Origin of the sequence: Phormidium yuhuli AB48 (assembly GCF_023983615.1) — a bacterium.
GTDB lineage: Bacteria > Cyanobacteriota > Cyanobacteriia > Cyanobacteriales > Geitlerinemataceae > Sodalinema > Sodalinema yuhuli.
Map to the genome: position 1 here is coordinate 2937312 of NZ_CP098611.1, position 26329 is coordinate 2963640.

Sequence of the window (26329 nt, forward strand, 5' to 3'; positions counted from 1 at the left end):
TTTCAGTTTTATCAAAAAAATCTATGGCGGATTACTCCCCTTACCGTTTACCGTAGAGTCAAAAAATTCCCTATAGTAAGTCTTGTAATTTCCACATTAAGCTTATCACCAAAACTATAGGTCTTCTGTTAATTCTTCCTGATCAGAATCAGGTAGCCTTAAAAATTCACCATACTTTTTGTAAAGCAAGTAGGTCGAAAGTAAGCAAAATCTGATGACTTTATTCCAGCCAGATTCTTCTATCTTAATTTTTTTGGGATTAAAATGAACAATCTTATTCCGTAACGAGTAAATCACACGGGCATTTTTTGTTTCTCCTGAATAGTCCGCAGCTATTTTAGTTTTGACCGACTTAAAACCATTATAAATTTCAAAATACTCTTTTAATTCTTCATCAATGACCTCAAGCAAACCCTTAAGCGCGTCTTCTTCTTTGGGTTTCCAGCTTATGGACTCCTCAATCTTGTCGATGAACTCCAAAAAATTTAGATCCACTGAAATACTTTGATAGAGTTTAAGGATTCTGGGAATCCTAAACAATCTTTCTAGACATCTATAAACATCCAAAAATGAATATTTCCAAGAAAATGATATGTAGCTATCCAGAATACTTTCAAATGGTATGGATGCTTCCCCTTCATATGCAACACTCTTAAAAATATCCAGTGTTCCTTGCTCAAACCTGAGATTGTTAACAGAATTATAATTTAGAAAATAAACAAGTAATACTCTAGAAATATCTGGATCTGGTTTCCCCGAACTTAGCACTAATCTTTCTAATAGTATTGATTCGGGTTTTATTTTGTAAACATAAAAACTTTCAAAACACCCTTTGATGTATCTATAAGCATCAGAATCATAGTATTCATCATCAATAGCGCCTAAGTTGTTGTAGATTTCTAGGCTTGTTACATCATGCTTTAATATAACTTTAAGTTGATAAATTACCAGGACCGTCCAACCAGGTGAAATTTCATCTTCAGGCAACCGAACAAAGTTTTTATCCTTTGTGTCTGAAGTATCCAAATCTTCATCCTCTGTGTCTTGAGCATTATCAGATATTTCTTCTTCTGTGCCGACATAAATAAAATAGTACTCATCTTCATAGCTAAAACAAGCAGACTTGTCTTTGCTAAATAAGTTTTTACTACTTAAATGTTTCGCATTTTTAATTAAGTTTTCATCCAATTTGCTCAGTTTTATAGTTCTTGTTACATCTAAGGGGTCTATGGAACGATCTTCTAATTTAATACGGTCATTTAAGCACTCAATGATGTATTGGCTAGATTTTTTTATACTTCGAGACATAATTGGCAGTTCAATAAGCCCTCCAGCAAACTTCCATACTGTCAACCTCAAATTTTTCTTCAATTAAAGTCGTAAACGCTTCTTTAAAAAATTGCCGATTCTCGTACCCTTTAGTCGCGCCACTCTTACCCGTTAGCTTCAACAGCATGTCCCAACAGACAAATTTTTGTCGCTCTTCATCACTAAAGCTTCTTATTTTATCGATGAACGGCTCAATATGTTTTTCAAGAGTTTGCCATTGTTTCTCTCGTTTTTCTGGGGTATGATTACCACCCGGTCGCCCCATCGTATGTAAAGCAATAGCTGTCACAAACCCTATATAAGAAGCCGGTTGACTCTTGAAAAAGTTTTGTTTACCCAGAGCTATTTCAAAACGACTCAAGTAGTCAATAACTCTGTAAAATTCCTCCGTAAACTCTGGACGAGATGTTGACTCAATAAAATCCTGTCTTGTGAATTCATCAGCGACTTCTTTGTGAAGGTCAATTTTTTCTTTCCTTGAACCAAAAACCAAAAAAAGCTCAACAACAACACTCGCCTTAAACTGTCCAGCCCTGGTTTTTCTCTTTGAGTCATCTACTTCGATAATCTCAATATTGTGATTGCTTTGCTGAAGTCCTTTGATAATAGGTTTAAATACAACCTCAATTTGTCGTCTTAAGTTCCAAGGAACTTGACCAGTATTCAAAACCAACATCCGATAAGTCATTGCATTAGATTGAGCAGCAAGCCAATACTCAACTCTAATAAATTGTTGTTTGATACCTGGATTTTTCTTGACAGCCTCTTTGAGAGCAGTCGTTCTTTGCATCCCATCAATAATGAAGATATCTTCGCCATCTTTAGAACCCAATATCTTGTCAAAACTTTCTTTATTTTCTAAGTTTTCTAAGGACTTAAATTCATTCTCATTTAAGATAACACCTAAGACGATCGGTGGTAAAATCCCGCCTTCTTCCAGGTCAGCAACCATTCTCTCTCGGATACGTTTTGCTGTAATTGTCTTCAAAGGCTCCCGCTGGCCCTGAATTCCCCCTTGCTCTTCAAAGCTTGACCGAACCTTTTCAAGATACTCCTCAATCGATGTGTGAACCATAATTGAGTAACAATTCGCTCTTTTATCTTTTAAAATATCAATGTTCATATCTCTGATTTAGACGTCCAAACAGGTCAACCATAAAAGTTCGTAGCTTTAGCTTTGTATTACTAGATTGATTTTGTCAACAAAATTTAAAATAATAATGTCACAGTTGATATTATAGCACACTCTTGCCCAGTCTTCAACCCTAAACAAAACGAGATCTGCCTCACGACTCCCTACTCGAAAGAGACTGAGATTTTAGGAAGGGATTATGGCCGTAATGGGAAGTCGCCACTGAACTTAGTTATGGGTGAGTCTCAACACTCCTGTCATGGTGAAGCAAGTAGGACAGGTCTGGAGGCAGACTCCCTCAGAGGTCGAATCTAAAGAAACATCAAGAATTATCGACGTTCTCCATCTCAACTCGGGCAATCTTGACTCAACCTAGCCCCAATCGCCAACGCCTCCCCATCCCAGATGGCCGATCTCTTCGGGAAATCTCCCGCCGCCTACCCCCACAGATGATACATTGGGACAACTGCCCGCAGACGCGATCTACCCCTTGGGCCCATGCCTCAAGTGTGCATTTCGTTGTAGTCTAGCCCTGTTTGGATCGTTCCCAAGCCGTTTCTCATTATGAGTCGCATTATTGTTGTCACCTCGGGTAAAGGGGGAGTGGGCAAAACCACCACCACCGCCAACCTCGGTATGGCATTGGCACAACGCAAGCGTAAAGTCATCCTCGTCGATGCTGACTTTGGCTTGCGTAACCTGGATTTACTACTGGGGCTGGAAAATCGGGTCGTGTATACCGCCGTAGAAGCGATCGCCGGTGAATGCCGCCTCGATCAAGCCATTGTCCGGGATAAACGCCAAAATAGCCTCGCCCTCCTCCCCGCTGCCCAAAATCGCATGAAAGATGCTGTCACCCCCGCCCAGATGCGGCAGTTGGTGATGGCCTTGGCCAAAAAGTTTGATTATGTCCTTGTCGATTGCCCCGCCGGGATTGAACAGGGGTTCCAAAATGCCATCGCCGCCGCCCGGGAAGCCCTCATCGTCACCACCCCGGAGATTGCAGCGGTACGGGATGCCGATCGCGTGGTGGGCCTCCTGGAAGCCAATGGGGTGCGCAAGGTGGGCCTGATTATTAACCGCATCCGCCCGGAAATGGTGGAAGCTAACGACATGATGTCCGTCGAAGATGTGCAGGAACTGTTGGCGGTTCCCCTGATGGGGGTGATTCCTGACGATGAACGGGTGATTGTCTCCACGAACCGAGGGGAACCCTTAGTCCTCTCCGAGGAACCCTCCCGGGCGGGACAGGCCTATAGTAATATCGCCCGCCGGCTGGAGGGAGAGACGGTGGAGTTTTTGGATCTCTCGCTTCCCCCCAAGGGCATTTTTTCTCGCTTGCGTACGCTGTTGAATACCCGAATTATCTGACTCGACCTTGACTCGACTGATCACAATGCTTTCCAATCTGCTCGCCCGCCTTTTGCCGCGATCGCACAAAGACACCAGCCGCAAGGAAGTCAAACGCCGCCTGCAACTGGTGATTGCTCACGATCGCGTAGACCTCAATCCAGCCACCATTGAGGCGATGCAGCAGGAAATCCTGGATGTGGTCTCCCGCTATGTGGAAATCGACACGGAGGGCCTCAATTTTGCCCTGGAAAGTGATCAACGCATGACCTCCATTACCGCCAATCTCCCCATCCGTCGGGTTCGTAAAACCCCCACTGGGAAGGAGGTGGAGGAACTGACAGAGGAGTTAGGGGATGAGAAGGTGATTCGGTTTGAGTTTGTCGAAGACGAGGAGGCAGAATCGCAGACCCCAGGGGGCCCAGAAGCCCCCAGCAGCGACGATTCCCCCGCAACAGAGACCCCCAATCCCGACGAGGAGAATGATGACCCCGACCCCAAGCCATCATAAATCGGGGTAAAATGCCTCTGATATCCTGTTCGCGATCGCCCCTGTAGCCGTGACTGTGCAAAATTCCCTCACCCCCTCTCGACCGAATCCCAACGCTGTCGACTACAGCACCATCTGGCAAGATAGCCTCACCATCTTCTGGGGAGACTGGCTGGACTTACGAGTTCGCATCGCCCAAGTCGCCGCCTCGGGCCTCATCTCCCCCCTGATTTACATTATCGCCTTCGGCTTCGGCCTCGGCAGTTCCGTCCGCCCCGGAACCGCTATCAGTGAGGACTACAGTAGTTATCTGCAATTCATCCTACCGGGGATGGTAGCCCTCTCCTCCATGGCCATTAGTTTCGCCGGAACCACCTTCTCTATCTGTGGCGAACGACTCTACAGCAAAACGTTTGAAGAAGTGCTACTCCTCCCCATCCATCCCCTCTCGTTACATTTGGGAAAAATGATGGCTGGGGTCGTTCGGGGGTTAATGACCTCCGGGTCGGTCATGGTTGTGGCGGTTCTCTTTCTCGGCTTCACAGAACAAGGCATTTCTGCCCTTTGGAGCTTTTTTAATCCCCTCTTTTTATTGGTGTTAATCCTCAATTGTGCCGTCTTTGCCGGACTGGGGGTTATTGTAGGATTGAATGTGAAATCCCTAGAAAGTGTGGGCTTACTCAATAACTTTTTGATTGTCCCCATGTCCTTTCTCGGGGCAACCTTTTTTGACCCCGCCACTCTGCCAACAGCCCTCAAAGCCATTGTCTTTTGCCTCCCGCTCACCTATACCAGTGTCGGCTTACGCTCGGCGGCCTATGGCTCCTTGGCGGAGTTTACCTGGATTAGCCTACCCGTGTTATTCGTTGTGGCGATCGCCCTGTCTTGGATTGGCGCCTATCAGTTTTCCCATCAACAAGACTAGGGTGTAAACCCGGAGAGGGCGGTTCTAGCAAGCGACCAAAACAGACCGTTTATTTTTGAAGAATTATGGCATTCACCTATCCCCAAGCCCGACAAAGTGACCAGGTTGATACCTATCATGGCATCGATATTCTTGACCCCTATCGCTGGTTAGAAGACTCGGATTCTCAGGAAACTCGGGCTTGGATTGAGGCGCAAAATGAGCTGACCTTTGGCTTTTTGAAACAACATCCCAATCGCGATCGCCTCAAGGAGCGACTGACCCAACTCTGGAACTACGAAAAATATGGGATTCCCTTCAAAGAGGGCGATCGCTACTTCTACTTCAAAAACGACGGTCTCCAAAATCAAAACGTCCTCTACGTCCTCGATGATCTCGACGGCGATTCCCGAGTTCTTCTCGACCCCAACCAACTCTCCGACGACGGAACCGTGGCCCTAACCGGTTACGCCATTTCCCCCGATGGCCAGTGGCTGGCCTACGCCCTCTCCGAATCCGGTTCCGACTGGAAAACCTGGCATATTCGCAACATCGACAACAGCCAAGACCTCGACGATGAGGTGAAGTGGAGTAAGTTCTCCGGGGCCGCCTGGACTCACGATAATCAAGGCTTCTACTATAGTGCCTACGATCGCCCCCAAGAGGAGAGTCAATACGAAGACATTAACTACTTCCAAAAACTCTATTACCACCGTCGCGGAACCCCCCAAAGCGAGGACGTTCTCATCTACGAACGGCCCGACGAGAAAGAATGGGGCTTCAGTGGCGATGTCACCGACGATGGCCGCTATCTAATTATCTCCGTCTGGCGGGGAACCGAACCCAAAAACCTGGTCTTCTATCAGGACTTACACACCCCCACCTCACCGCAACTGGACGCGCCGGTGGTGGAATTGATTAACACCTGGGAAGCCCGCTATGATGTGGTGGGCAATGAGGGCGATCGCCTCTGGTTAACCACGGATTTTAACGCCCCTCGCTATTGTCTCATCGCCTTAGACCTCCCCAGGGGCGATCGGCACATCATCATCCCCGAAGCCGACGATGTCCTACAAGGGGTGAGTCTCCTCAATCATCAATTTGTGGTGGAATACCTCAAAGACGCTCGCTCTCAGGTAAAACGCTTTAACCTCAGCGGCGAGTTCCTGGACGACGTTGAACTCCCCGGAATTGGCTCTGTCGGCGGTTTTGGCGGCAAAGCCAGCGACCGAGAAACCTTCTACGCCTTCACCGGCTTCACCACCCCCACCTGCATCTATCGCTACGACCTCACCCGTGGCGAGAGTCACCTCTTCCGCCAGCCAACGGTGGACTTTAATCCCGAGGAGTACGAAACCCATCAAGTCTTCTATCACAGTAAAGATGGGACGCGGATTCCCATGTTTATTACCCACAAACGGGGATTAGTCTGTGATGGGAACAATCCCACCTATCTCTATGGTTACGGTGGTTTTAACATCTCCCTAACCCCGAGTTTTTCCGTGAGTCAGCTCGTCTGGATGGAACTCGGCGGTGTTCTAGCCATCCCCAACCTACGGGGTGGTGGGGAATATGGCGAAGCTTGGCATCAGGCGGGAATTAAAGGGAATAAACAGAATGTCTTTGACGACTTCATCGCCGCTGCGGAATGGCTGATTGACCAAGGCTATACCTGTTCCGAGAAACTGGCCATTGGTGGCGGAAGTAACGGCGGTTTATTGGTGGGGGCCTGCATGACGCAACGGCCCGACTTGTTCGCAGCGGCGATTCCTGAGGTGGGAGTCTTGGATATGTTGCGTTTCCACAAGTTCACCATCGGCTGGGCCTGGTGTTCGGATTATGGGTCTCCTGATGATGCGGAGGAGTTTAAGGCCCTCTATGCCTATTCTCCCTTACATCGCGTCCAGCCGGGGACGGCTTACCCAGCGACGCTGATTATTACGGGAGATCATGATGACCGGGTGGTTCCGGGCCATAGTTTCAAGTTTGCGGCGGCCCTACAAGCGGCGGATGCGGGGGAGAAGCCGCTGTTAATCCGTATTGAAACTAAGGCGGGCCATGGGGCCGGCAAACCCACGAGTAAACGTATTGAGGAGGTGGCAGATAAGTGGGTGTTTCTTCAGCAGGTGTTGATGGATCATTGAAACTCAAAAATCATCCCTTATCACCCGGTGATACGGGTAATTCAATGATAAATTCGGTGCCTTGGCCGGGGGTGGAGTCAAAACTGAGACTTCCTCTATGATTCTCGGTGATGATTTGCCGACTTAGGGATAGACCTAATCCCGTTCCTCGTTCCCCATCTTTGGTGGTGAAAAAGGTTTCAAACAGTCGGGGTTGAACCTCGACTGGAATCCCGGTTCCATTGTCAGTGATACAGATGGCGATGCGATCGCCCTCGTCGTCCTGAAAATAATGAGTGCGAATCCCAATCACATTAGGCTTCGTCTCAATCTCCCCATAACTCCGGTCCTGATTATCTTCTTCAACGGCATCAATGGCATTACTCAGGAGATTCATAAACACCTGGCTTAACTGTCCAGGACGAGCCAGAATTTCGGGCAGTTCGTCATACTCTTTGATGACCTGAATTTCGGGACGGTCGGGATTGGCTTTGAGGCGATGTCGTAAGACGACAAGAGTGCTTTCGAGACCGTCATGAACGTCACACAGGCTTTCCTCGGCATCGAGGCGGGAAAATTGACGGAGGGAGGAGACAATCTCTTGAATGCGATCGACGCTGACTTTCATGGAATTACCCATCTTCGGGATATCTTCCTTGAGATAGTCCAGGTCGATGTTCTCAGCATGTTCACTAATGTCTGGGGAGGGGTCAGGGTACTGCTGCTGATATAAGCTCAGATGTTCTAGTAAATCTGCGGTATAGTCGCCCAGGTGAGCCAGGTTTCCCGTAAGACAACCGAGGGGATTGTTGATCTCATGGGCCACTCCCGCAACTAACTGTCCTAAACTGGAAATCTTCTCGACTTGCACCAGTTTAGAGTGAGTCTGTTGCAGTTCCCTTAAGGCCCGTTCCAATTCCAGGATTTTGTCCTGTTCTCGTCGCTCAGCTTGTTCTCGCTTTAGTTCAGCAACGGTGCGTGTGGCGAACAAACTCAGGAGAATTTCGGCACGATGACGTTTTTCGATGGAGAGGGGGCGATCGTCTAAAATACAGATGTGGCCAATGGGTTGGCGGGTGTCTGGGTCGAGTAAGGCCACCCCAAGATAGGATTCAGCCTGGAGTTTCACCAGGTCGATATCTTCAGGAAATTGGCGTTGAAGCTCCTCGGGGAACCAACAGAAGCATAAGTTTCCCGACGACTCACCGGCCTGTTCTAAGAGTTGTCCGCAGGGAGTCCCCACGAGCGCATATTCGAAGTTCTCAGCTACCCCTTGCCCATCCCAAAAACAGAGCGCTCGCATTCGTGTCGGCTGACCGTCCTCCCACTGGCAGATTTCTCCAATCATGGCATAGTGAACATCCAGGTTACTGGCTAACTGTTCCGCGAGGACTGGATAATAGTCGCGACCTGTCACGGCGGCGGTGCGGGTCATCAACTCAGAGAGAACATTCCAGGAGATATTCTGAACTAAGGAGTCGGGGACGGAGGTTGAGGAGGGTTGGGAGTCGATGGAATCGGACATTGTGGAGAAATACTCGACATCGGGGACCGAGGCGGTGAAGTCAGAACAGAAGCTGGGATGATTAACCATGTCTCTAAGAGTCTGGTGTAACGGATGGGAGCAATCCGGTGAATGGCATCCCCCTTCCATGCTATTGTCAACAGACAGCGATGCCTATGATCGGAATCACAAAAACTCCATCAACTTAGGAATCTCCCTGAAGCCATCTAGAAATTTATCCTAAACTTCGCCACCATGAGTTAGTAATTGATAATTCTGTTCCTCTCGGGATTGATCGCCTCCAAGTAGTACGGTTTAAGAAACTGGGTTAACCAGGTTTTTAAGGTATAGGTCGCCCGACAATCATCTTCGTTGTATTCTAAAATTGCCTCTAAACAGTCTTGTTTTTGCTCAGAAAGCCATTCGTTATACCAACAAATACATTGAGCACCATTGGCTTGTGGATTCCGCCAATTAAAACCAAGCCAGCGAGCAATGGGTTTTAAGGCGTAACTTTCTACCGGCAATAGAGTTAAGTGAGTGACCCACCAGTGAATGTCCACGCAACGATTGATAAGAGCTTGATAGCGATGTTTTGGAGTGTTATAAAGTTTAGCCAACCGTTGAATGGTCTTCACTTCATAATCGCAAAAATGAAAAATAAAGGCTTGAGGGTATGACTCCATGAGTTCTAAAAATTGTTGCCAAACCAATGCTTCTTCTTGGGGGGATTTGGCCATAAACCCGTAGTAGGTTTGACGATTGTGGCGATGGTCAATCACTAGGGATCCAAGGAGAAAGTCGAGATCTAAATCGGGTTCTGCTTCAATATCAAAATGAATTTCGATCGCCCCCTGGGGATTAGCTAACCAGCGATTGTGGGGAGACTGGAACAGATGGGTTATGGCCCCATCTCGTAAGAGAGCTTGTTGTCGATAGGAGGCGATCGCCTGTTGAGCGAGTTGATTTCCGGCTTCTGCACCAAAGACCATCTTAAGCTGCGATCGCGGCGTCTCAACTAAAGCTGCCAAGCTGTCAATTCCCATTCCCTGCAACTGACTATAGCGATTAGGGGTGATTCCGGGAATCAATGACAAATGACGCTGGGACTGGGCCGCGTGATGGCAAAAACTATACCAATGGCAGAGATTGCATTTTTGGCGGGATAAAAACAATTCTGGCGTTTGAGGCTGACGTAAACTGACAATGCAGTCGGAGAGAAGCTGCTGCATCTGGGGGACTCGTTTCAGGAAGTCGACCCCGTGGGGGTTGCGGCCCCGTAATACCAGCCAAGCGGTAGGTGGCCAGACCTCTTGCAGTTGTGAGAGAACTAAACCATGAAACGCCCCAACAATTTGATAGTCTAGCTTGGGGCGCTTTCCAAAACGGATATCATAGGGAACATAAAACCAATCCCCAAATCGAGAAGATCCTGGATGGCGGACGAACAGATCCGGTTTCGAGACTAACTCCACCCCCGGAAGCCAGGACGCCGCAAGCACCCCGCGATAAATTGACTCCACCCCCTGCTCCATCAACTCCAATGTCGCCTGGGTTCCCTCGTACCAATCTTCCCCTGACCAATCGGGACGTTGGTAATGATACTGACTCAAAACCTCCCGACGATGACTACGACTGTCCTGACGCAACTTCAGCAAAAACTGATCCAGAGGATCTCGTTGCCGGGAGTCACCGAACACATCTAAAAATGCTCGTCGATCGCACCGTTGGTAATACAGCAGTAAATCATCACTAACGAGCATAGGACGCGGAGAGGCTGGCTCCTCGGTAAATCATCTCAAAGGCACATACAGGGGCATTACCTGTTCATTGTACTGTCTTTGCGCGGCGGCCGTTAGATTGGGGGCGATCGCCGACAGTCGACAAAAACAGCAGAACTTAAGCTTCTTATCCAAATTAACTCAAACCGTTACCGTGAGCCTTTTTCAGCCCTATACCATACAGATTTTAGTCATGAATGTTTTTCAAAATCGATAAATTTCTGAGCAAATCGGCAGTTGGAATGATAACATTGCCTTAAACTAACGTGCCGTCGAGGGTTCGCTGTGAGCCGTTCTGCAACTCTATCGCTTCAGCCTTCTTTACTCTCTGTTGTCGATAACAATCGATTAAGGCTATTTTCTGGGTCTGCCAACCTACCGCTATCTCAAGAAGTCGCCCGTTACCTCGGAATCGATCTCGGTCCGATGGTTCGCAAGCGCTTCGCTGATGGTGAGCTCTATGTGCAGATTCAAGAGTCCATTCGGGGCTGTGACGTCTACCTGATTCAGCCTGTCTGTCATCCCGTCAACGATCATCTCATGGAGTTACTGATCGTGATTGATGCCTGCCGTCGGGCCTCCGCGCGTCAAGTAACCGCCGTCCTGCCTTACTATGGCTACGCTCGTGCTGACCGCAAAACCGCTGGACGGGAATCTATCACCGCCAAACTCGTTGCTAACTTAATGGTCGAAGCTGGAGCCAACCGGGTATTAGCCATGGATTTGCATTCCGCGCAGATTCAAGGCTATTTCGATATCCCTGTGGATCATGTCTATGGGTCTCCGGTTTTGATTAACTATCTAACCAATAAGCAGCTCAATGATATCGTGGTTGTCTCCCCCGATGTCGGTGGAGTGGCTCGGGCCAGAGCCTTTGCTAAGAAGCTCAATGATGCCCCTCTGGCGATTATCGATAAGCGTCGCCAAGCTCATAATGTCGCCGAGGTTTTAAATGTCATCGGTGACGTGCGAGGCAAAACCGCCGTGCTAGTCGATGACATGATTGACACCGGTGGGACTATCAGTGAAGGAGCGCGGCTCCTACGCAAAGAAGGAGCCCGACAGGTTTACGCCTGTGCCACCCACGCTGTCTTCTCCCCCCCAGCAGTGGAGCGACTTTCCAGTGGCGTGTTTGAGGAAGTCATTGTCACCAACACCATTCCCATTCCTCCAGAACGGATGTTTGAGCAACTCAAAGTCCTTTCTGTTGCCAATGTGCTCGGTGAAACAATTTGGCGCATTCACGAGGACAGTTCCGTCAGTAGTATGTTCCGTTAGACTATCCTCAAACTGACAATCCGGGGTCGCCAGTGCGACCCCGCTTTTGTAAGATTTGCGGGATAATGGGGGGTGATCGCAACGGTAATCTGGCTATGTTGAGTTAATCGGGGAACGAACCTATGTTTGATAAGCACCGGCCAACCCAGCGACCGACACCCTTTATCGCCACCAATCGACCGGATGAGCATCTGCAAGAGCAAACTCAGGAGATTGTGTATAATTACCTGCTAGAAATTGTTCGTGCTTGGTCGCCGGAAGATGTCTTACAGGAGTTTCGGGGCTTATTCATTGATTGCAATAACGTTAAGAACCTAGAGGCCTTTGAATCTCTCAAGCAACTGGTTGAAGCCAATGAAGAAAGCGGCTTTTGCCATACCGTGAAGCGCTCATGCTATATCCTGTTCAACAACTGGGAGGCTAATCGCCAGCATAAGTTTATCCCCAAACTGGTTCAGCTCTTTCAAGAGCCCTCTATTCGTGAGAAGAGCCTATCTCCCCATTTGCAGCGTGTGCGAGCTTGGCTACAAATTTTTACCGAGGGGACAGACTATCAGGATTTACAAGTCTTCACCGCCAAATACGAGGAAGGGGAGTTTGAGGAGGTTGAGGCCGCCAAATGGAGCGATCGCTACACGGCTTATTTATTGGTTCCTCAATATTCCAATCCCGATAACCCCACGGAACAGCGGGAAGTGGCCCGGGCCATATCACAACGGCTTAAAGATCGCTTTAAGTTTGACTTAGCCATCTACATTACCCGAGCCCAGATGGTGCGCTATGACAACCAGCAACACCCGAATCCAACCATTTTTGGCGATGAGGTCTTGCGGATTATCAAAACCATTTTAGCTCGTCGGGGCAGTCTCAGCTATGAAAACCTAGCCAATGTCTTTTTAAGACAGACTGAAAACCAGCGGTATCGTGATTTTAAGCGTAGTCTGCAAAAATATCTTCTGTTTTCTTGGTCTGATAAAGACCTTGCTCAAATCTTGCGTCAACGGCTTTCGGAACGGCTAGATCTGCTTTGTGTTGAAAAGCATAATGACCCCGTTGATGAATCCCTACGATTGCGAACTTGCAACCGAGCCATTGATGCTCTCATTAGTGAAAATGGAACTGAACCGTCCTCAATTTTTATCTGGATGCTCTCCTGTGGAAATCCTTTAGCGTTGGTGGCGATTCTGCTGAAGTTGGTCTTGATTAGTCGCCATTCTCGCATTCACTTAGAAACTCGCATTGCTCAACTGATTCGCTATTACGAGCATCTACCAGAAGAAGAGTGTCAATGGGTGATTCACTTTTTTGAATTATTCAAGATTGCCTTTGCCATTCACGCTGAAAACGTAGAATACAGTCTTGTGGAGGTGGGTGATGCTTCAGAAGCGGTGGAGAAAGCATCTGATCGCTATCGAGTCTTTGCTCGCTTGAAGTATCAAGAATTGTCCGTTGATATCTCGGAGGAGATTGATGATTCTGATGAGTTTACTCAACTTCTCAGCTAATCCCTGCCGCTCACTCTAGCATCCTGAATTTATGACTGCTACCCTCACGACATTAATTGGCGATCGCGCCCGGCTCTATCTCCAGCAGCAGGTTCCCCCCGGGACAACCCTCTGGTGGGGCCAGGATGATGATGGGGAACATTGGAGTTTTGCCCCTCTGCACGAGTCTGATTATCCGGGACTGCGGAACCTCAAAACCCTAGAGGTGACTGAGGCGCATTTGCAGCAGATCCCCATCGTGGCGATCGAGGAAACCCTACAACTGGTGATTATTAACCTTTGGGATCATGGCTATCAGGGGCTGCAAGTTGATCCCGATGGAGAAGTCTGGCCCGCCTCATTCCTTGGAGGAAATCCCCAAAAACCCGAGTCTTGGGAGGTTCCCTATCAACTGGTCTAACGCCTATTAAACCTAAAATTGGAGACCCAGTGATGGTACGATTCAAATCCTGGCAATGGGCGATCCTAGCCCTCCCCTTAGTCAGTATCGTTGGCTTTCTTCTGGTTGCCGCCGGTTGGCAAATTCAGCATTGGGGACTCAGTTGGATTTGGGCGATTTTTATCGTGGCTCTCCTCGGCTGGCGTTGGCTGTTGGCTCGCTGGACAAAACCCCAACTTGCCCAACTTGAAGCAGCGGTGGCCGATGCCAATCAGCAACTCGAAGCCAGCCGCAATCGGGCAGAACAGCATGGGAATAACCCCGAAGCGGCCCAGGCGGTGCGAGATGCCCTCCAGGAGATTTTACAAGAGACGCAACAAGACCCTCCCTTCTGGGAGGATTGGGCCTGTTTCTGGCAACGGGGACAGGCGGTGGTGGTGGCGGTGGCCCGGGCCTATAACCCCGATGTTAAATATCCTTTACTGAGTATCTATGTTCCCCAAGCCTATGGCTTAATTCGCGGAACCGTTGACGACCTCGATCGCTGGATGGAACAGCTATCACCGGTTCTAGGACAGGTGACGGTGGGCCAAGCTTATCAAGCCTATGAGGTGTATCAGAAACTTGAACCCTCAGCTCGTAAATTGCGTCAAGTTTGGGGATGGGCCCAATGGCTGTTTAATCCAGCGGTGGCAGCGGCCCGCCAGGTGACGCAAAAATCCAGTAGCCAGGCCACTCAGGAACTGTTAGGGAATTTGGGACAACTGCTACGGGAAGCCGCGTTACGGAATTTAGCCCAACAAGCGATTTATCTATATTCAGGAGAGATGTCTCAGGAGTCGTTACCTAATCTGACGCAAGAGGAGGAGTCTGGGGCGAAACGCTTTGGCCAGACGGAGACGGAAACCCTCGCCAACATTCTCGATCGCGCCGAGTCCGCTGAAACCATCGAGAAAAAACCCGTCAATTTGTTATTGGTGGGGCGCACTGGGGCCGGGAAGAGTAGTGTGATTAATACCCTTTTTGACAGCGATCGCGCGGCGGTGGATGTCTTACCCAGTACGGATAAGCTCTGTCGTTATGTTTGGGAGGCTCCTAGCGGTGATTCCTTGGTGCTGTGGGATACCCCAGGCTATGAACAGGCTAATCGTCAGGATTATCGGGCTTTGGTGTTGGAACGCGCTCAGGAAGCGGATTTGGTCTTACTGGTGACCCCAGCTCTCGATCCGGCGTTACAGATGGATGAGGATTTTTTACGGGAGTTACAGAAGGAAGTAAGTGATTTACCGGCTATGGCCATTGTCACCCAAGTCGATCGCCTGCGTCCCTTGCGAGAGTGGAGTCCCCCCTATGACTGGGAAGGGGGCGATCGCCCCAAGGAACAATCCATCCGCCACGCCACAGAATACCGTCAGCAGGAACTCGGCCACCTCTGTCGAGCGGTTCTCCCCCTGGTAACGCGGGATGAGCGGGCCCAGCGGGAGGCTTGGAATCTACATCAACTGTCTAACTCTGTCGTCGCCTCGTTAGATCCGGCCAAGCAACTGCGACTGACCCGATTTTTGCGCGATCGTAAAACTCGCATTCGCGGTGCGGCTCAAATCATCGAACGCTACAGCCGCCAAATGGCAACAACTCAGGGACTCACCAACTTTCTCAAAAGTCCCATCCTACAATTCATTTCCACCCTGACCACGGGACAACCTACCTTAGCCTATCTCCTGGCTGAACAAATCCCCGTCGAGCAACTGCCTATTGTTATCGGCAAACTTCAGATTGCCTATGATTTATTTTCCCTCTTGACCAAGGATGATGACATCCGCAAATTCGATCTCCTCTCCCTCTGGTCTATCTTATTAGACAATCCCTCACCCCCAGAACGCAATGCTTGGGCGTTTGGCCATGCGGTGACGGAATACTGGGTGGAAAAACTCTCGACGGAACAACTGCAAAAACGGTTTAAGGAGTATTTTGAGGAGTATGGGAATAGGGAATAGGGGGAAAGGCAAGAGGCAAGAGGCATAACCCACCCCTGCCCCTCCCAGGAGGGGAAGGCAAGAGAGAACCACGGAGTCACAGAGGACACGGAGAAAAGAAAGAGAAAAGGTGTAGGGGCGAAAAATTTTTCGCCCTTACAACATCTGGTATTTTTTTGGCTGTTAATGATTAATGGCCTGATCGAGCCGTTGTCGATCCAAGCCTCGGGCATTGAGAATCAGCCAGGATTGGATTAAATCGGGTCCTTGTACGGCTCCTGTTAAGGCGGCTCGTAGAGACTTCATCACCAGGCCCTTCTTGACTTTTAGCTCCTTCGTCACCTGTTTGATGATGTCTTTGGCTGTGGCTTCTGTCAACTCCGCAGACTCCCCTAACTTGTCGCGAACGGCGGCGAGGGTTTCTGGGACTTGTTCCATAGCCAGCTGCTGTTGGGCCTTCTCGTCATAGTCAACTGATTGCGTAAATAGGGGACGACTCATCTCGACGGCATCTGGGAGAACCGTTAAACTGGCTCCCACAACAGCCGCGACTTGTAATAGCCAGGGGCGATCGCTCTCCACGTCAAACTCATACCCCGCCTCCTGCCAATAGGGGATCAGTTGCTCTAATAGGGTTTCTGGGGATAATTCATGTAATACCTGACTGTTGAGCCAATTCAGTTTATCCCAGTCAAAGCGGGCGCCAGCTTTGTTGACTCGCGCAAAATCAAACTGCTTTGCGGCTTCGTCTAACGTGAAGCGTTCTTCAGCATCCGGCGGCGACCATCCTAACAGGGCCATGTAATTGGCCAAGGCTTCAGCAGTATAGCCTAACTGCTGAAAATCATTGACTGACGTGGCCCCATCTCGTTTTGAGAGTTTTTGACCGTTGGGGTTGAGAATCAAGGGGGTATGGGCAAACTTGGGAACCGGCTGTTCCAAGGCTTCATAGAGTAGAATCTGCTTCGCGGTATTGGCGATATGATCTTCGCCTCGGATGACATGGCTAATCTTCATATCCACATCATCCACCACCACCGCTAGGTTATAGAGGGGTTGACCAATCTCGCCGGGTTTGGCGGCCCGGGCGATCGCCATATCCCCACCGAGATCTCGTCCGGCCCAGGTTAGGGTTCCTCGCACTAAGTCATCCCAGACGATGGGGCGATCGTCATCGATCTTAAAGCGAATAACGGCGGTTCGTCCTTCGGCTTCGTAGGCCTGTTGCTGTTCGGGGGTCAGATGGCGATGGCGATTGTCGTAGCGAGGGGCTTGTTTCTTGGCTTTCTGCTCCTCTCGCATGGCCTCGAGTTCTTCTGGGGTGCAGTAGCAGCGATAGGCTAAGCCTTTATCCAGGAGGGTTTGCACCGCTTGGCGATATAAATCCAATCGTTGGGATTGGTAGAACGGCCCTTCATCCCAATCCAGTCCTAACCAGTGTAACCCGCTGACAATGTTCTCGGTAAACTCAGGTTTGGACCGCTCTGTATCTGTGTCTTCGATGCGGAGAATAAACTGGCCGCCATGATGTTTTGCAAATAGCCAGTTAAACACGGCTGTGCGAGCGGTGCCAATATGAAGGTTTCCGGTGGGACTTGGCGCTAAGCGAACTCGGATAGACATAGGAATAGGGAACAGGGAACAGGGAATAGGGAACAGGGAACAGGGAATAGGGGAGAACCCACCCCTGCCCCTCCCAGGAGGGGATGGCAATAGGCAAGCCAGCCGTGGGGCAGCCTATCATTAAAAAAAACAGAAGGGGCAAGGTTTGCGCCTTACCCCTTCTGCTTTTAACGGGACTGACGGGACTCGAACCCGCAACTTCCGCCGTGACAGGGCGGTGCTCTAACCAATTGAACTACAGTCCCTTGTTTCGAGCGTGATATCTATCCTGCCTTAATTTTTGGGGTTTGTCAACCCCTTTTGGCAACTTTTTTTCAAGAGGCCTTGCAAGACTTGATTTTAAGGGGACTGGCTCTTTAACCTTGGCCCTGAGAACTATCACGTAGCCGTCTTGGGAGGGGGCGCGACGATTAGAATAGTCTGGACTGTCTAGAGGTCGATGTCAACGGGAATGGGTCAACCTGTGATTGAAGCGGAAGTTCACGGTGCATTACGAGATTTTTTACGGGTCTCTGGGGGCGATCGCTGGCCTCATCATTTAACCATGGCCCGGCTGGTGGCCCGTGCCTTGCGGTTGGGTCGTGATGCCTTGATTCAGACAGGAGTCTTTCCCACCTCGTCTCAACGCTATGCCCTCAGTTACCTCATGCCTATCCTCATGTCGCCGACAGCGGTGGTGCTGATTGGCTCGACTCAGGTGCGACGACAGTTACAAGAGCGAGATATCCCAGACTTGCAGGATTGGTTAGGGTCTAATAAGCCGGTTCGGGAGGGCGATCGCCTGGATGCTGGTTTTCAAGGCCTATTGCTCACCTCCCCAGAGGCTTGGTTGAGCGATCGCCTGGCCGGAGGACAAGGATTTCCCGATGGAGTTCCCACCCTCATTGATGGGGCCGATGATTGGGAACGCTGGACACAACAGAGTCTGACGGTGGCGATTTCGCCTCAAGACTGGGTGGATTGGATTGCAGCCTCTCCTGAACAGGGGCAACAGATTCGCGATGTGCAGGTGGCCCTGGTGCGCCGGAGTTGGGAACGGCCGGAGAACCCCTATCAGTCTCATCCCCTGGATAAACAGGAACAGGCGGCTCTAGGACAATTGACGCCAGATGCGGGAATGCCTCCGGCTTGGCGCAACTTCTGGGACTCTTGGCCATCGCACCCTGGGGGAATTTGGGCTAAACTCAATCGCCACCAAGGACAACTGTGGCTGTACCATTCTCCGGTCGATTTGGGGAAATATTTAGCCCCCCTCTGGCGACGTCAACCCATGGTTTGGGTGGGAGGTGCGCTCGATTTAGAACGAGATGCCCCCGCCTTTCGGGAGCGATTGGGGTTGGGGGATATGACCTGTGTTAAATTCAGTCCCGATCGCCAACAAGCCTATCTCCATCTCTATGCTCCGGAACGACTCCCCCTCCCCAACACCCCAGAATATAAACCCGCCTTACTACGAGAACTCCATGAGCTGATTCGCATCGGCAGTTCCGCTGAAACCGCAGCGGGGCTGATTACCATCATTGTCGGAGATGTTCCCCTGCGGGCGATTGTTGCCGCTCAACTGGCTGCTGATTTTGGCTCTCGGGTGCAGGTTCAACAGTATGACTTACCCGAGAATGGGATTCTTATCAGTGGTTGGTCTTTTTGGCGGGAGCATCAGGCAGACTTGCCCCCCAGTAAACTCCTGGCCATCGCCACCCTTCCCTTCCCTTCCCTCGAAGATCCTCACGTGAGTGCCCAGGTGGCCCATTACAAACAACAACGACAGGATTGGTTTCGTCTCTATCTCCTGCCAACGGCCCTCAGCGATCTGCAACGGGCGATCGCCCCGATCCGAGGAGTCCAAGGAACCGTCGTGTTGCTGGATGTGCGGGCCATCTATCGCAGTTATGGCAAACAGATTTTTGCAGCCTTAAGTCCCTACGCTCGCGTTAATTCCCCAGAGGTGGGCTTATTTTAAAGCCGATGTCCTTGTCAACCGGTCACCCCCATAGGCAGGGCTAAATTTCGCGGCTATGATTGGCTATTAACCTTTAGGATGGACGGCGGACTGGGCCATGACGAAACTCATTATTCAGATTCCCTGTTACAACGAAGAAGCGACTCTGGGTGTTACCTTATCAGCCCTACCTCGGGAAATTCCCGGGATTGATGTCGTGGAGTGGCTGATCGTCAATGACGGTAGCATCGATCAGACGGTCGATGTTGCGAAAGCCTGTGGGGTAGATCATGTTGTGAATTTTGATTACAATCGGGGTTTAGCCAAAGCCTTTATGGCAGGGATTGATGCTTCTCTCAAGGCAGGGGCAGATATCATCGTCAACACCGATGCGGATAATCAATACTGTGCCGATGATATCCCTAAACTCATTCGACCGATCCTACGCCATGACGCTGATATGGTGATTGGCTCCCGTCCCATTGAGGAGATTCAGCATTTTTCGCCAACCAAGAAGTTTTTACAACGGCTCGGCAGTTGGGTGGTGCGTCTGGCCAGCAATACTCAGATTCCTGATGCTCCCAGTGGCTTCCGTGCCTATAGTCGTGAAGCCGCCATTAGCCTCAATGTCTTTAATGAATACACCTATACCTTGGAAACTATTATCCAAGCTGGACAGGAGGGGATGGCTATTACCTCGGTTCCTATTCGTACCAATGGCTATCTACGACCTTCTCGCTTAGTCAAGAGCATCCCAGCCTACATCAAGCGGTCGATTTTGACGATTGTTCGTATTTTCATGACCTATCGGCCCCTACGGTTTTTTGTCCTCCTCGGAAGCGTTCCTCTGGGGGCGGGGGGGTTACTCTGTCTACGCTGGCTCATTTTGTTTATGGCTGATCCCACCCGCTCTCGGACTCCTAGTTTAATCTTGGCCACGATTCTGATTGTGATTGGTTTCCAGTTATGGATGTTTGGGGCGATCGCCGATGTGATGGCGGCTAACCGCAAGATGCTCGAAGATGTCCAGCAACGGTTACGACGGGCTGAATATGAAAAGTATCGTCGTCCATGAGGGGTCTCTAGCCCTGTCCCACCACTCCGGGTTGCGGTTTTACCCCAGGACATTTCGGTTTGCTCGACCTCCATGGCCGGATAGGTCGGTGAAGTTTGGCTTTATCCTAGGGATAGCCGAGTCTTCTGCTAGACTGCCGCGCCTCAATTCCTCCTCTAGCAACCGATTATGATTGCCAATCGCCCTAAATCCTCCTTCAAACTTGTTAAAAAAACCATTGCCGGTATCTTGATGACAGGTGGGGTTCCCGTCGTCCTCTGGTCAGCTGTTCATTTAACGGGGGTGGGACTATGGGAGCGAGAATTGGCTCTGACGCTCTTAACCTTAGTGGGATTACCTCCAACCGCGATCGCCAGTTGGCTCTTCTGGAATGTGGCTCAGCAGTCAAAACAGGAACAACTGCAAGCTCAGCAAGCTCAGGCGGAACAGCTCCAACAAACGTTCTTTCGCATGATTGTTGACGGAGATGGGGCCATCACTCCGTTAGAGTTTTCTATGGCGACTCAGTTATCAGGCCAGGAGGCTAAAGCGTTTCTTGATGGTTGCGCTAAAGACTATGACGGTGCTTTTGATGTGACCCAGGAAGGCAACATTATCTATCGCTTTGATGTCCAACGGAAGCGGCTTCGGGAAGGTTAAGGGAGACTTCGGCGATGTCTAAGTCTCCTGTACCCGTGGTGATCGTGATGGGAGTATCCGGTTGTGGCAAAACAACGGTGGCTCAAGGATTGGCAGAACGCTTAGGCTGGCGATTCTTGGAGGGGGACCGGTTTCATCCCCAGGCCAATGTGGCGAAAATGACTCGGGGGATTCCCCTAGAGGATGATGATCGCGTCCCCTGGTTGCAGGAACTCGGGGTGGCGATCGCCCAGGCTCGGCGGGAGAGTCAGACCTCTGGGACGGGTATTGTTGTGGCCTGTTCTGCTCTTAAACAAGCCTATCGAGATCAGTTGATGCTGAATCAAGAGCCGTTCCTGTGGCTGTACCTGCGAGGAGAGTTTGAGCTATTGCGTCAACGGCTGGAGACACGCTCTGACCACTTTATGCCGGCCCAACTCTTGGCTAGTCAGTTTGCGGCCCTCGAAGAGCCCCAGGAGGCAATCACTCTCGATTGTGGGCGATCGCCCCAGGACTTGATTGCCGATACCCTTAAATTTTTGTGAAATCACACTAAGTTGTGATTCTTGACACTCCTGAGTCAAAAAATTTCCCTCATGCTGGAGGTGAAGTCATTGACGGCTACCCAGCCGTTTTAGCCACCCGCTGGTGGAGAGGAGTTTCATCATGCTTGATACAGATCGCCTCAGCTCTGGCTCTCGCCTGATTCGAGCCATGGTGTTTACCCTGCTGCTTCTCTTCGTCTTCCGCTTTCTCGCTCCCCCCGAGTCTTCGGAGGATCTAAGCCTGTGGCAAACGCTGTTACCGAGGATTACAACCTTACTGTCTTAGGGTCCGGCAAGAGCCAAGAGGCAAGAGGTGAGTTTGCCTCGGGGTTACTGCGATCGCCCAGACCCACGCTGCAAAGGACTTTCATGCTAAACTGGCTGCACCCTTTAATAAAAGTTAACTCTAGCAGGCAGCAAACATTATCCGAATCATGAGAGTCACCTCTAAATCTAAACTAAGCGCCTTGGCCCTCAGTGGTCTCCTATTGGTCGGCTGTTCTGATGTCGTCACCGAGACGGTTCCTGAGACAACAGATCTAACTCCGGCAGAAGACAATGGAACCCTGACTGTTCATGCTGAAGGCGAAGACTATGCCCGGGAAGGGATTACCAGTAAAGAAGGCTGGGAGATCACATTTGACCATCTTTACGTACATCTCAGTGATGTCACCGCCCACCAAACCGATCCCCCCTACCAAGCCGATGGCCCCGAAATCTCGGCTAGCAAATCCCTAGTGCTGGTGGAGTCTGCCACTGTTGATTTAGCTCAGGGAGATGGCCCCATCTTTTTAGGGGAAGCCGAGGCTGAGTCGGGACATTACAATGCCTTATCCTGGACAATGCCTCCCGCTCCCGATGGCCCCGCTGAAGGCTCTGTGATGCTGCTGAAGGGAACGGCTGAACGGGATGGAGAAACGATTGAGTTTTCAATTGCCTTTGATCAGCCTCTAGCGTTTGCTTGTGGTGAGTTTGTTGGGGATGAGCGCAAGGGGATTCTCGATGAGGGGGGAACAGCCGATCTCGAAGCCACCTTCCATATTGATCACCTTTTTGGCAATGGGGAACGTCCCGCTGACTCCCAATTGAATCAAGAAGCCTTGGGCTTTGAGCCGATCGCCGCTTTGGCGGAAAATGGCAGAGTTGAGGTCACCTCAGAAACCCTGATGGCCCAGTTGTCCCCAGAAGACCAAGAGAAACTAACCCAAATTCTCCCAGCTCTAGGCCATGTTGGCGAGGGTCATTGCTTTGAAAGCCTGATGAGCAATTAAATCAGCCACTTGAGAGTATTGGCCATTTAAACCGAATCCTTCTACTACCGGTGGGGCGATCGCTCCACCGGTTTTTAGTCACTTGAGAACTTAGCCCAACCCATATCCTTCCAAGGTTTTCAGGATATTTCGGAAAAACTGAACAAAACGTCAAAAATTTGGGAAACCCAGTCAAGGGAGAGTCCGTCTGTTGTTCGGGACAGGTTCAGTACAAATACGTTGACCTCTGCCGTATTTCTACTGAAGTTTCCCGAACTTGGCAGATTTCCGTGATTTTACTGGCTCGATTCTGTTGAAAACTGGGAAAGCTAGGAAAAGCCAGGTATATCTTAATAAATCAAAGCTTAACTTTGTCAAACTCTGACAAAGACAGTTTCGTGCTGCAAAGCTCCCAAAAATCTGAAATTTCAGAAATTATCTCAAAATTTTCGGGAACATTCTTGAAGCTTAGGCAATCAGAGAAGTTTAAGTCTTAACGAGTGAGCCAGTTGCTCACCTCGCCGCAGGTGTGTCACTGAAAACCCAAAAACCAGATTTAGAGGAACCTAGACATGGATGAAGAGATGATGAATGATGCCGAGACCACTGTTGACGAAACAGAGGCTCAGGTCACAACAACCAGTGTTGATGAGGACGATGAGGAACTCATCAATGGTGATGAGAACGGCGATGACCTCGACGAGAATGGCGATGATGCCGCTGACGATGAGGCTGATGAAAACGGCGATGATGATGCCGATGATGCCGCTGACGATGTGATCAATGGAGAGGTCAACGGCAATGACGATGTTGATGATGGTGTTGAAGGGGGCATGAATGGTGATGACCTCACTGGCGACAGTAGTGCCACCTTCACCATCACGAACTTCACTGGACCGGCGGGAACAGCAACTGCTGAAATCACCCTGACTCAAACCAGCGAGGGGATTGAAGTCAGTGTTGTCAGTGAGGATACCGGTGGCGGCACAAGTGCTCGTAAGGGTCTGAGGGGCATTTTCTTCAATATCAGTGATAATAGCCTCTTATCGGGTCTGTCCATTAGCGGAGATAACGTTTCTAACCCTCGGTTTAATGCCGGAGGCGTTAATAACGTTGGAGGCGGCAGTTCTATTTCTCCTCGTGCCTTTGATGCCGGGGTTTTTGTCGGTGGCGGTGAATCGGCCACATTCCTCATTAGTCATGAGTCCGAAAGCCTGAGTTTAGACCTGTTTGCCGGTGAAAACTTCGGGGTTACCACTCAAAGTCGTAAACTTGCAGGTTCTGCACCCTCTGACCTAGGCTCCGGTAGCGACGTCGGTGACGATGATGATATGGATGACGATCTCGTCGGCGACGGCAACGGTGATGACGATATGGTCGGTGATGACGGCGGTGATGTTGTCCCTGACTGCGAATGCGAAAACGAGAACGTGCTGATCGGAACCTCTTCCGGTAGTTTCTCCGAGCCGGTCGAAGATACTCCGGGTGCAGTCGTCAACATCACCAGCGAAAATGGTGGAACGAATAACCGTTTTCTATGGGGTGTTCCTGCTGAAGGCAGTATTGATAACCTGGTTCAGTTTGATGGAGTGGACTTTGGGACGGAAGTTGGCCGCCAGTTTAAACTCGGACAACTGTTCTACCAGAATGGGTCCACCTTCAATAACTTCGACGGTGACTTTGGCTTCAGTCTTGATGTGGATATTAAAGGCGTTGATGAACTCGACTCCTTCGACTTCCTCTTCAACATCCTCAACACGCCTAATGTCACCGGAGATCCGGTTAAGGATGGCGATCGCCTACGGTTCTCCACTGGCGGCCTAACCCCTCAAAGCTTCGCCTTCAATGGGTCAACCTATACTGTGGCTCTCGATGGCTTCTCTACCGATGGCGGTGAAACCATCACCTCAGGGTTCGACGCCCCGGAACAAAGCTTTGAAATCGCGAACCTCTATGGTTCCATCGTTGAACTTGATGATGTGACCGCCGAAGCCTTTGATCCCATGCCCACCGAGGACGCTGAGGCAATCCTCGACGCCGGTGGTGTCCTGATCGGCGGGGATGAAACGGGAGAAGGGGCCGTCGCTGGTTCAGTCATCCTCAAGAGCCAAACCCGTCTGAGCGTGGTTTGGGGCATTACCACTTCTGCAAGTATCAAGTTCCAAAGCAGCAGTTTCTTCCAAATCACTCAGATTACCGGAGTGACTGAACTGAGCCTCCTCAACATTGGGAATCAAGCCGTACTGGGAAGTGACGGCGATGACGCCATTGTCGGAACTGTTGACAACGACATTATTGCCGGTGCTAATGGCGCAGACACCCTCTCCGGTGAAGATGGTAATAATCTCCTTGCCGGTGGTGACGACGATGATTTCGTGATGGGTGGCGACGGCGACGATGTTCTTGCCGGAAACGCCGGAAACGACACCATCATGGGTGGCGGCGGCAATAATGTTCTCTATGGTGGTCAAGGGGATGACTTGCTCATCGGGGGTGACGGTGATGACGTTCTCTCCGGTGATATGGGGTCTGATACCCTCATCGGGGGTGGCGGAACTAACCAGTTCATCCTTCGGGCTGAAACCACTGTGGAACTCACGGGTGCAGAAGCGGCTGACTTTATCATGGACTTCAAACCTGGTGATGGCATCGGTATTGCCGGTTCCACAATCTCCTCTATCGAATTAGAGGTTCAAGATGTCAATGGTGACGGCGTCAGCGATGTGGTCATTCGTCTCGAAAGCGGTGCCTACTTGGGTGTCGTGATGGGAACAAGCAATACTCAAGAGGTGGAGGAAGCCATGTATGAGGTTCCTGATGCTGACTATATACTCGGTACCAGTGCCTAACGTCTGACTGTCTCCCCAGAGCCGAGTCAGGTTCGGCTAGGCTCTGGGGTTTGTTCTCAACTCAATCAACTCAAGGCTGCATCCGACGGCATCTTGCGACATAATAAAGGGCAAGATGCCGTTTTCTGCTGTCGCCTATCACAAGTTGTGCTCATGAAATCCCTCAAGTGGAACTGGATTATTGCCGTCGTCGGACTGGGGGTCATTGGTCCAACCCAGGCCGCCCTCGCTCATGCCGCTCAACTCAGGTATGAGGTGGAATCAACGGTCTCCGTTACGGCAACCTATGACACCGGTGAGCCGATGGCCAATGCTCAAATCTTGATCTACTCTCCCGATGATCCCCGAGAACCTTGGAGTACGGGAACCACTGATGATGCTGGACGCTATGAGTTTCGTCCCCAATCTCAAGAGTCTGGCAATTGGACTGTGACTGTCCGCCAGGCTGGACATGGGGATATGATTACCATTAACCTGGATGACTCAACCCCTCAAGCAGAGACGCCCAGGGCAGATTCCCCGGAAGACTCATCGGAGTCATCTCTGTTTGCTGGCTTGGCGGATACCTCCTTGCCCCAACGGCTTTTGACGGGGGCATCTGTGGTTTGGGGTTGTGTTGGGACGGCTCTCTATTTCAGTCGTCGTCCCCAATCGTCGTCTTCTGAGTCTTAGGTGACCC

At 50.4% G+C, this 26329-nt stretch carries 21 protein-coding genes and 1 tRNA gene; 16 read left to right on the plus strand and 6 right to left on the minus strand.

The features are described 5' to 3' along the window. Positions 1 to 114: 114 nt before the first annotated feature. Together NEA10_RS12565 and NEA10_RS12570 are read right to left on the minus strand one after the other, a co-directional pair. Positions 115 to 1353 carry a hypothetical protein gene (locus NEA10_RS12565; protein WP_252660770.1) on the minus strand — a complete coding sequence of 413 codons (1239 nt, stop codon included), beginning with the start codon at positions 1351 to 1353 and terminating at the stop codon, positions 115 to 117. Continuing rightward, positions 1319 to 2452, minus strand: coding sequence for a ParB N-terminal domain-containing protein (locus NEA10_RS12570; RefSeq protein ID WP_252660772.1), 1134 nt, complete (start codon positions 2450 to 2452; stop codon positions 1319 to 1321). Before NEA10_RS12570 ends, NEA10_RS12565 begins: the two co-directional genes overlap by 35 nt. A 573-nt stretch (positions 2453 to 3025) precedes the next feature. On the opposite strand from NEA10_RS12570, the gene minD reads away from it, so the two are divergent. The 4 genes from minD to NEA10_RS12590 all read left to right on the plus strand — a co-directional run bounded on the left by minD (position 3026) and on the right by NEA10_RS12590 (position 7349). After that, positions 3026 to 3832, plus strand: a complete 807-nt coding sequence (minD, locus tag NEA10_RS12575) for a septum site-determining protein MinD (RefSeq protein WP_252660775.1) — start codon at positions 3026 to 3028, stop codon at positions 3830 to 3832. A gap of 25 nt (positions 3833 to 3857) precedes the next feature. Further along, positions 3858 to 4322 (plus strand): cell division topological specificity factor MinE, encoded by a 465-nt coding sequence (gene minE / locus NEA10_RS12580; RefSeq protein ID WP_252660783.1) that lies wholly within the window; start codon positions 3858 to 3860, stop codon positions 4320 to 4322. Between the two features lie 49 nt (positions 4323 to 4371). Then, positions 4372 to 5226: an ABC transporter permease gene (locus tag NEA10_RS12585; RefSeq protein ID WP_445164648.1), complete on the plus strand. Its 855-nt coding sequence runs from the start codon at positions 4372 to 4374 to the stop codon at positions 5224 to 5226. 65 nt (positions 5227 to 5291) lie between these two features. Beyond that, positions 5292 to 7349 carry a prolyl oligopeptidase family serine peptidase gene (locus NEA10_RS12590; RefSeq protein ID WP_252660785.1) on the plus strand — a complete coding sequence of 686 codons (2058 nt, stop codon included), beginning with the start codon at positions 5292 to 5294 and terminating at the stop codon, positions 7347 to 7349. 10 nt (positions 7350 to 7359) lie between these two features. Here NEA10_RS12590 and NEA10_RS12595 read toward each other — a convergent pair whose 3' ends face one another. Together NEA10_RS12595 and NEA10_RS12600 are read right to left on the minus strand one after the other, a co-directional pair. Beyond that, on the minus strand, positions 7360 to 8922 hold the full coding sequence (locus NEA10_RS12595) for a sensor histidine kinase (protein ID WP_252660787.1): 1563 nt from the start codon (positions 8920 to 8922) through the stop codon (positions 7360 to 7362). Between the two features lie 170 nt (positions 8923 to 9092). Further along, complete coding sequence (locus NEA10_RS12600) at positions 9093 to 10595, minus strand: TM0106 family RecB-like putative nuclease (protein WP_252660789.1); 1503 nt, start codon at positions 10593 to 10595, stop codon at positions 9093 to 9095. 303 nt (positions 10596 to 10898) lie between these two features. Here NEA10_RS12600 and NEA10_RS12605 point away from each other — a divergent pair, with 303 nt between their 5' ends. The 4 genes from NEA10_RS12605 to NEA10_RS12620 all read left to right on the plus strand — a co-directional run bounded on the left by NEA10_RS12605 (position 10899) and on the right by NEA10_RS12620 (position 15772). After that, on the plus strand, positions 10899 to 11891 hold the full coding sequence (locus tag NEA10_RS12605; RefSeq protein ID WP_252660791.1) for a ribose-phosphate pyrophosphokinase: 993 nt from the start codon (positions 10899 to 10901) through the stop codon (positions 11889 to 11891). A 122-nt stretch (positions 11892 to 12013) separates the two neighbouring features. Beyond that, entirely contained in the window at positions 12014 to 13396 is a 1383-nt protein-coding gene (locus tag NEA10_RS12610; protein WP_252660794.1) for a Sll1247 family protein, read from the plus strand. Positions 13397 to 13427: 31 nt separating this feature from the next. Next, the gene (locus NEA10_RS12615) at positions 13428 to 13796 is read left to right on the plus strand and encodes a hypothetical protein (protein ID WP_252660796.1); all 369 of its coding nucleotides are present in this window, start codon (positions 13428 to 13430) and stop codon (positions 13794 to 13796) included. Between the two features lie 32 nt (positions 13797 to 13828). After that, positions 13829 to 15772 carry a GTPase family protein gene (locus NEA10_RS12620; RefSeq protein ID WP_252660801.1) on the plus strand — a complete coding sequence of 648 codons (1944 nt, stop codon included), beginning with the start codon at positions 13829 to 13831 and terminating at the stop codon, positions 15770 to 15772. A 162-nt stretch (positions 15773 to 15934) separates the two neighbouring features. Here NEA10_RS12620 and gltX read toward each other — a convergent pair whose 3' ends face one another. Both gltX and NEA10_RS12630 read right to left on the minus strand, forming a co-directional pair. After that, complete coding sequence (gltX, locus tag NEA10_RS12625; protein ID WP_252660803.1) at positions 15935 to 17374, minus strand: glutamate--tRNA ligase; 1440 nt, start codon at positions 17372 to 17374, stop codon at positions 15935 to 15937. Positions 17375 to 17545: 171 nt separating this feature from the next. Continuing rightward, positions 17546 to 17619, minus strand: a tRNA-Asp gene (locus NEA10_RS12630). A gap of 206 nt (positions 17620 to 17825) precedes the next feature. On the opposite strand from NEA10_RS12630, the gene NEA10_RS12635 reads away from it, so the two are divergent. The 8 genes from NEA10_RS12635 (at position 17826) to NEA10_RS12670 (ending at position 26322) form a co-directional block, all read left to right on the plus strand. After that, on the plus strand, positions 17826 to 19334 hold the full coding sequence (locus NEA10_RS12635) for an ATP-dependent DNA helicase (RefSeq protein WP_252660805.1): 1509 nt from the start codon (positions 17826 to 17828) through the stop codon (positions 19332 to 19334). A 97-nt stretch (positions 19335 to 19431) separates the two neighbouring features. Further along, positions 19432 to 20388 (plus strand): glycosyltransferase family 2 protein, encoded by a 957-nt coding sequence (locus NEA10_RS12640; protein ID WP_252660807.1) that lies wholly within the window; start codon positions 19432 to 19434, stop codon positions 20386 to 20388. Positions 20389 to 20556: 168 nt separating this feature from the next. Further along, positions 20557 to 21027, plus strand: a complete 471-nt coding sequence (locus NEA10_RS12645; RefSeq protein ID WP_252660809.1) for a hypothetical protein — start codon at positions 20557 to 20559, stop codon at positions 21025 to 21027. Positions 21028 to 21041: 14 nt separating this feature from the next. After that, entirely contained in the window at positions 21042 to 21551 is a 510-nt protein-coding gene (locus NEA10_RS12650; RefSeq protein ID WP_252660811.1) for a gluconokinase, read from the plus strand. 121 nt (positions 21552 to 21672) lie between these two features. Beyond that, positions 21673 to 21837 carry a hypothetical protein gene (locus tag NEA10_RS12655; RefSeq protein WP_252660813.1) on the plus strand — a complete coding sequence of 55 codons (165 nt, stop codon included), beginning with the start codon at positions 21673 to 21675 and terminating at the stop codon, positions 21835 to 21837. Between the two features lie 148 nt (positions 21838 to 21985). Then, the gene (locus NEA10_RS12660; RefSeq protein WP_252660814.1) at positions 21986 to 22822 is read left to right on the plus strand and encodes a DUF4382 domain-containing protein; all 837 of its coding nucleotides are present in this window, start codon (positions 21986 to 21988) and stop codon (positions 22820 to 22822) included. Positions 22823 to 23373: 551 nt separating this feature from the next. After that, positions 23374 to 25650, plus strand: a complete 2277-nt coding sequence (locus NEA10_RS12665; RefSeq protein ID WP_252660816.1) for a choice-of-anchor K domain-containing protein — start codon at positions 23374 to 23376, stop codon at positions 25648 to 25650. Between the two features lie 153 nt (positions 25651 to 25803). Continuing rightward, on the plus strand, positions 25804 to 26322 hold the full coding sequence (locus tag NEA10_RS12670; protein WP_252660818.1) for a carboxypeptidase-like regulatory domain-containing protein: 519 nt from the start codon (positions 25804 to 25806) through the stop codon (positions 26320 to 26322). Positions 26323 to 26329 lie beyond the last annotated feature (7 nt).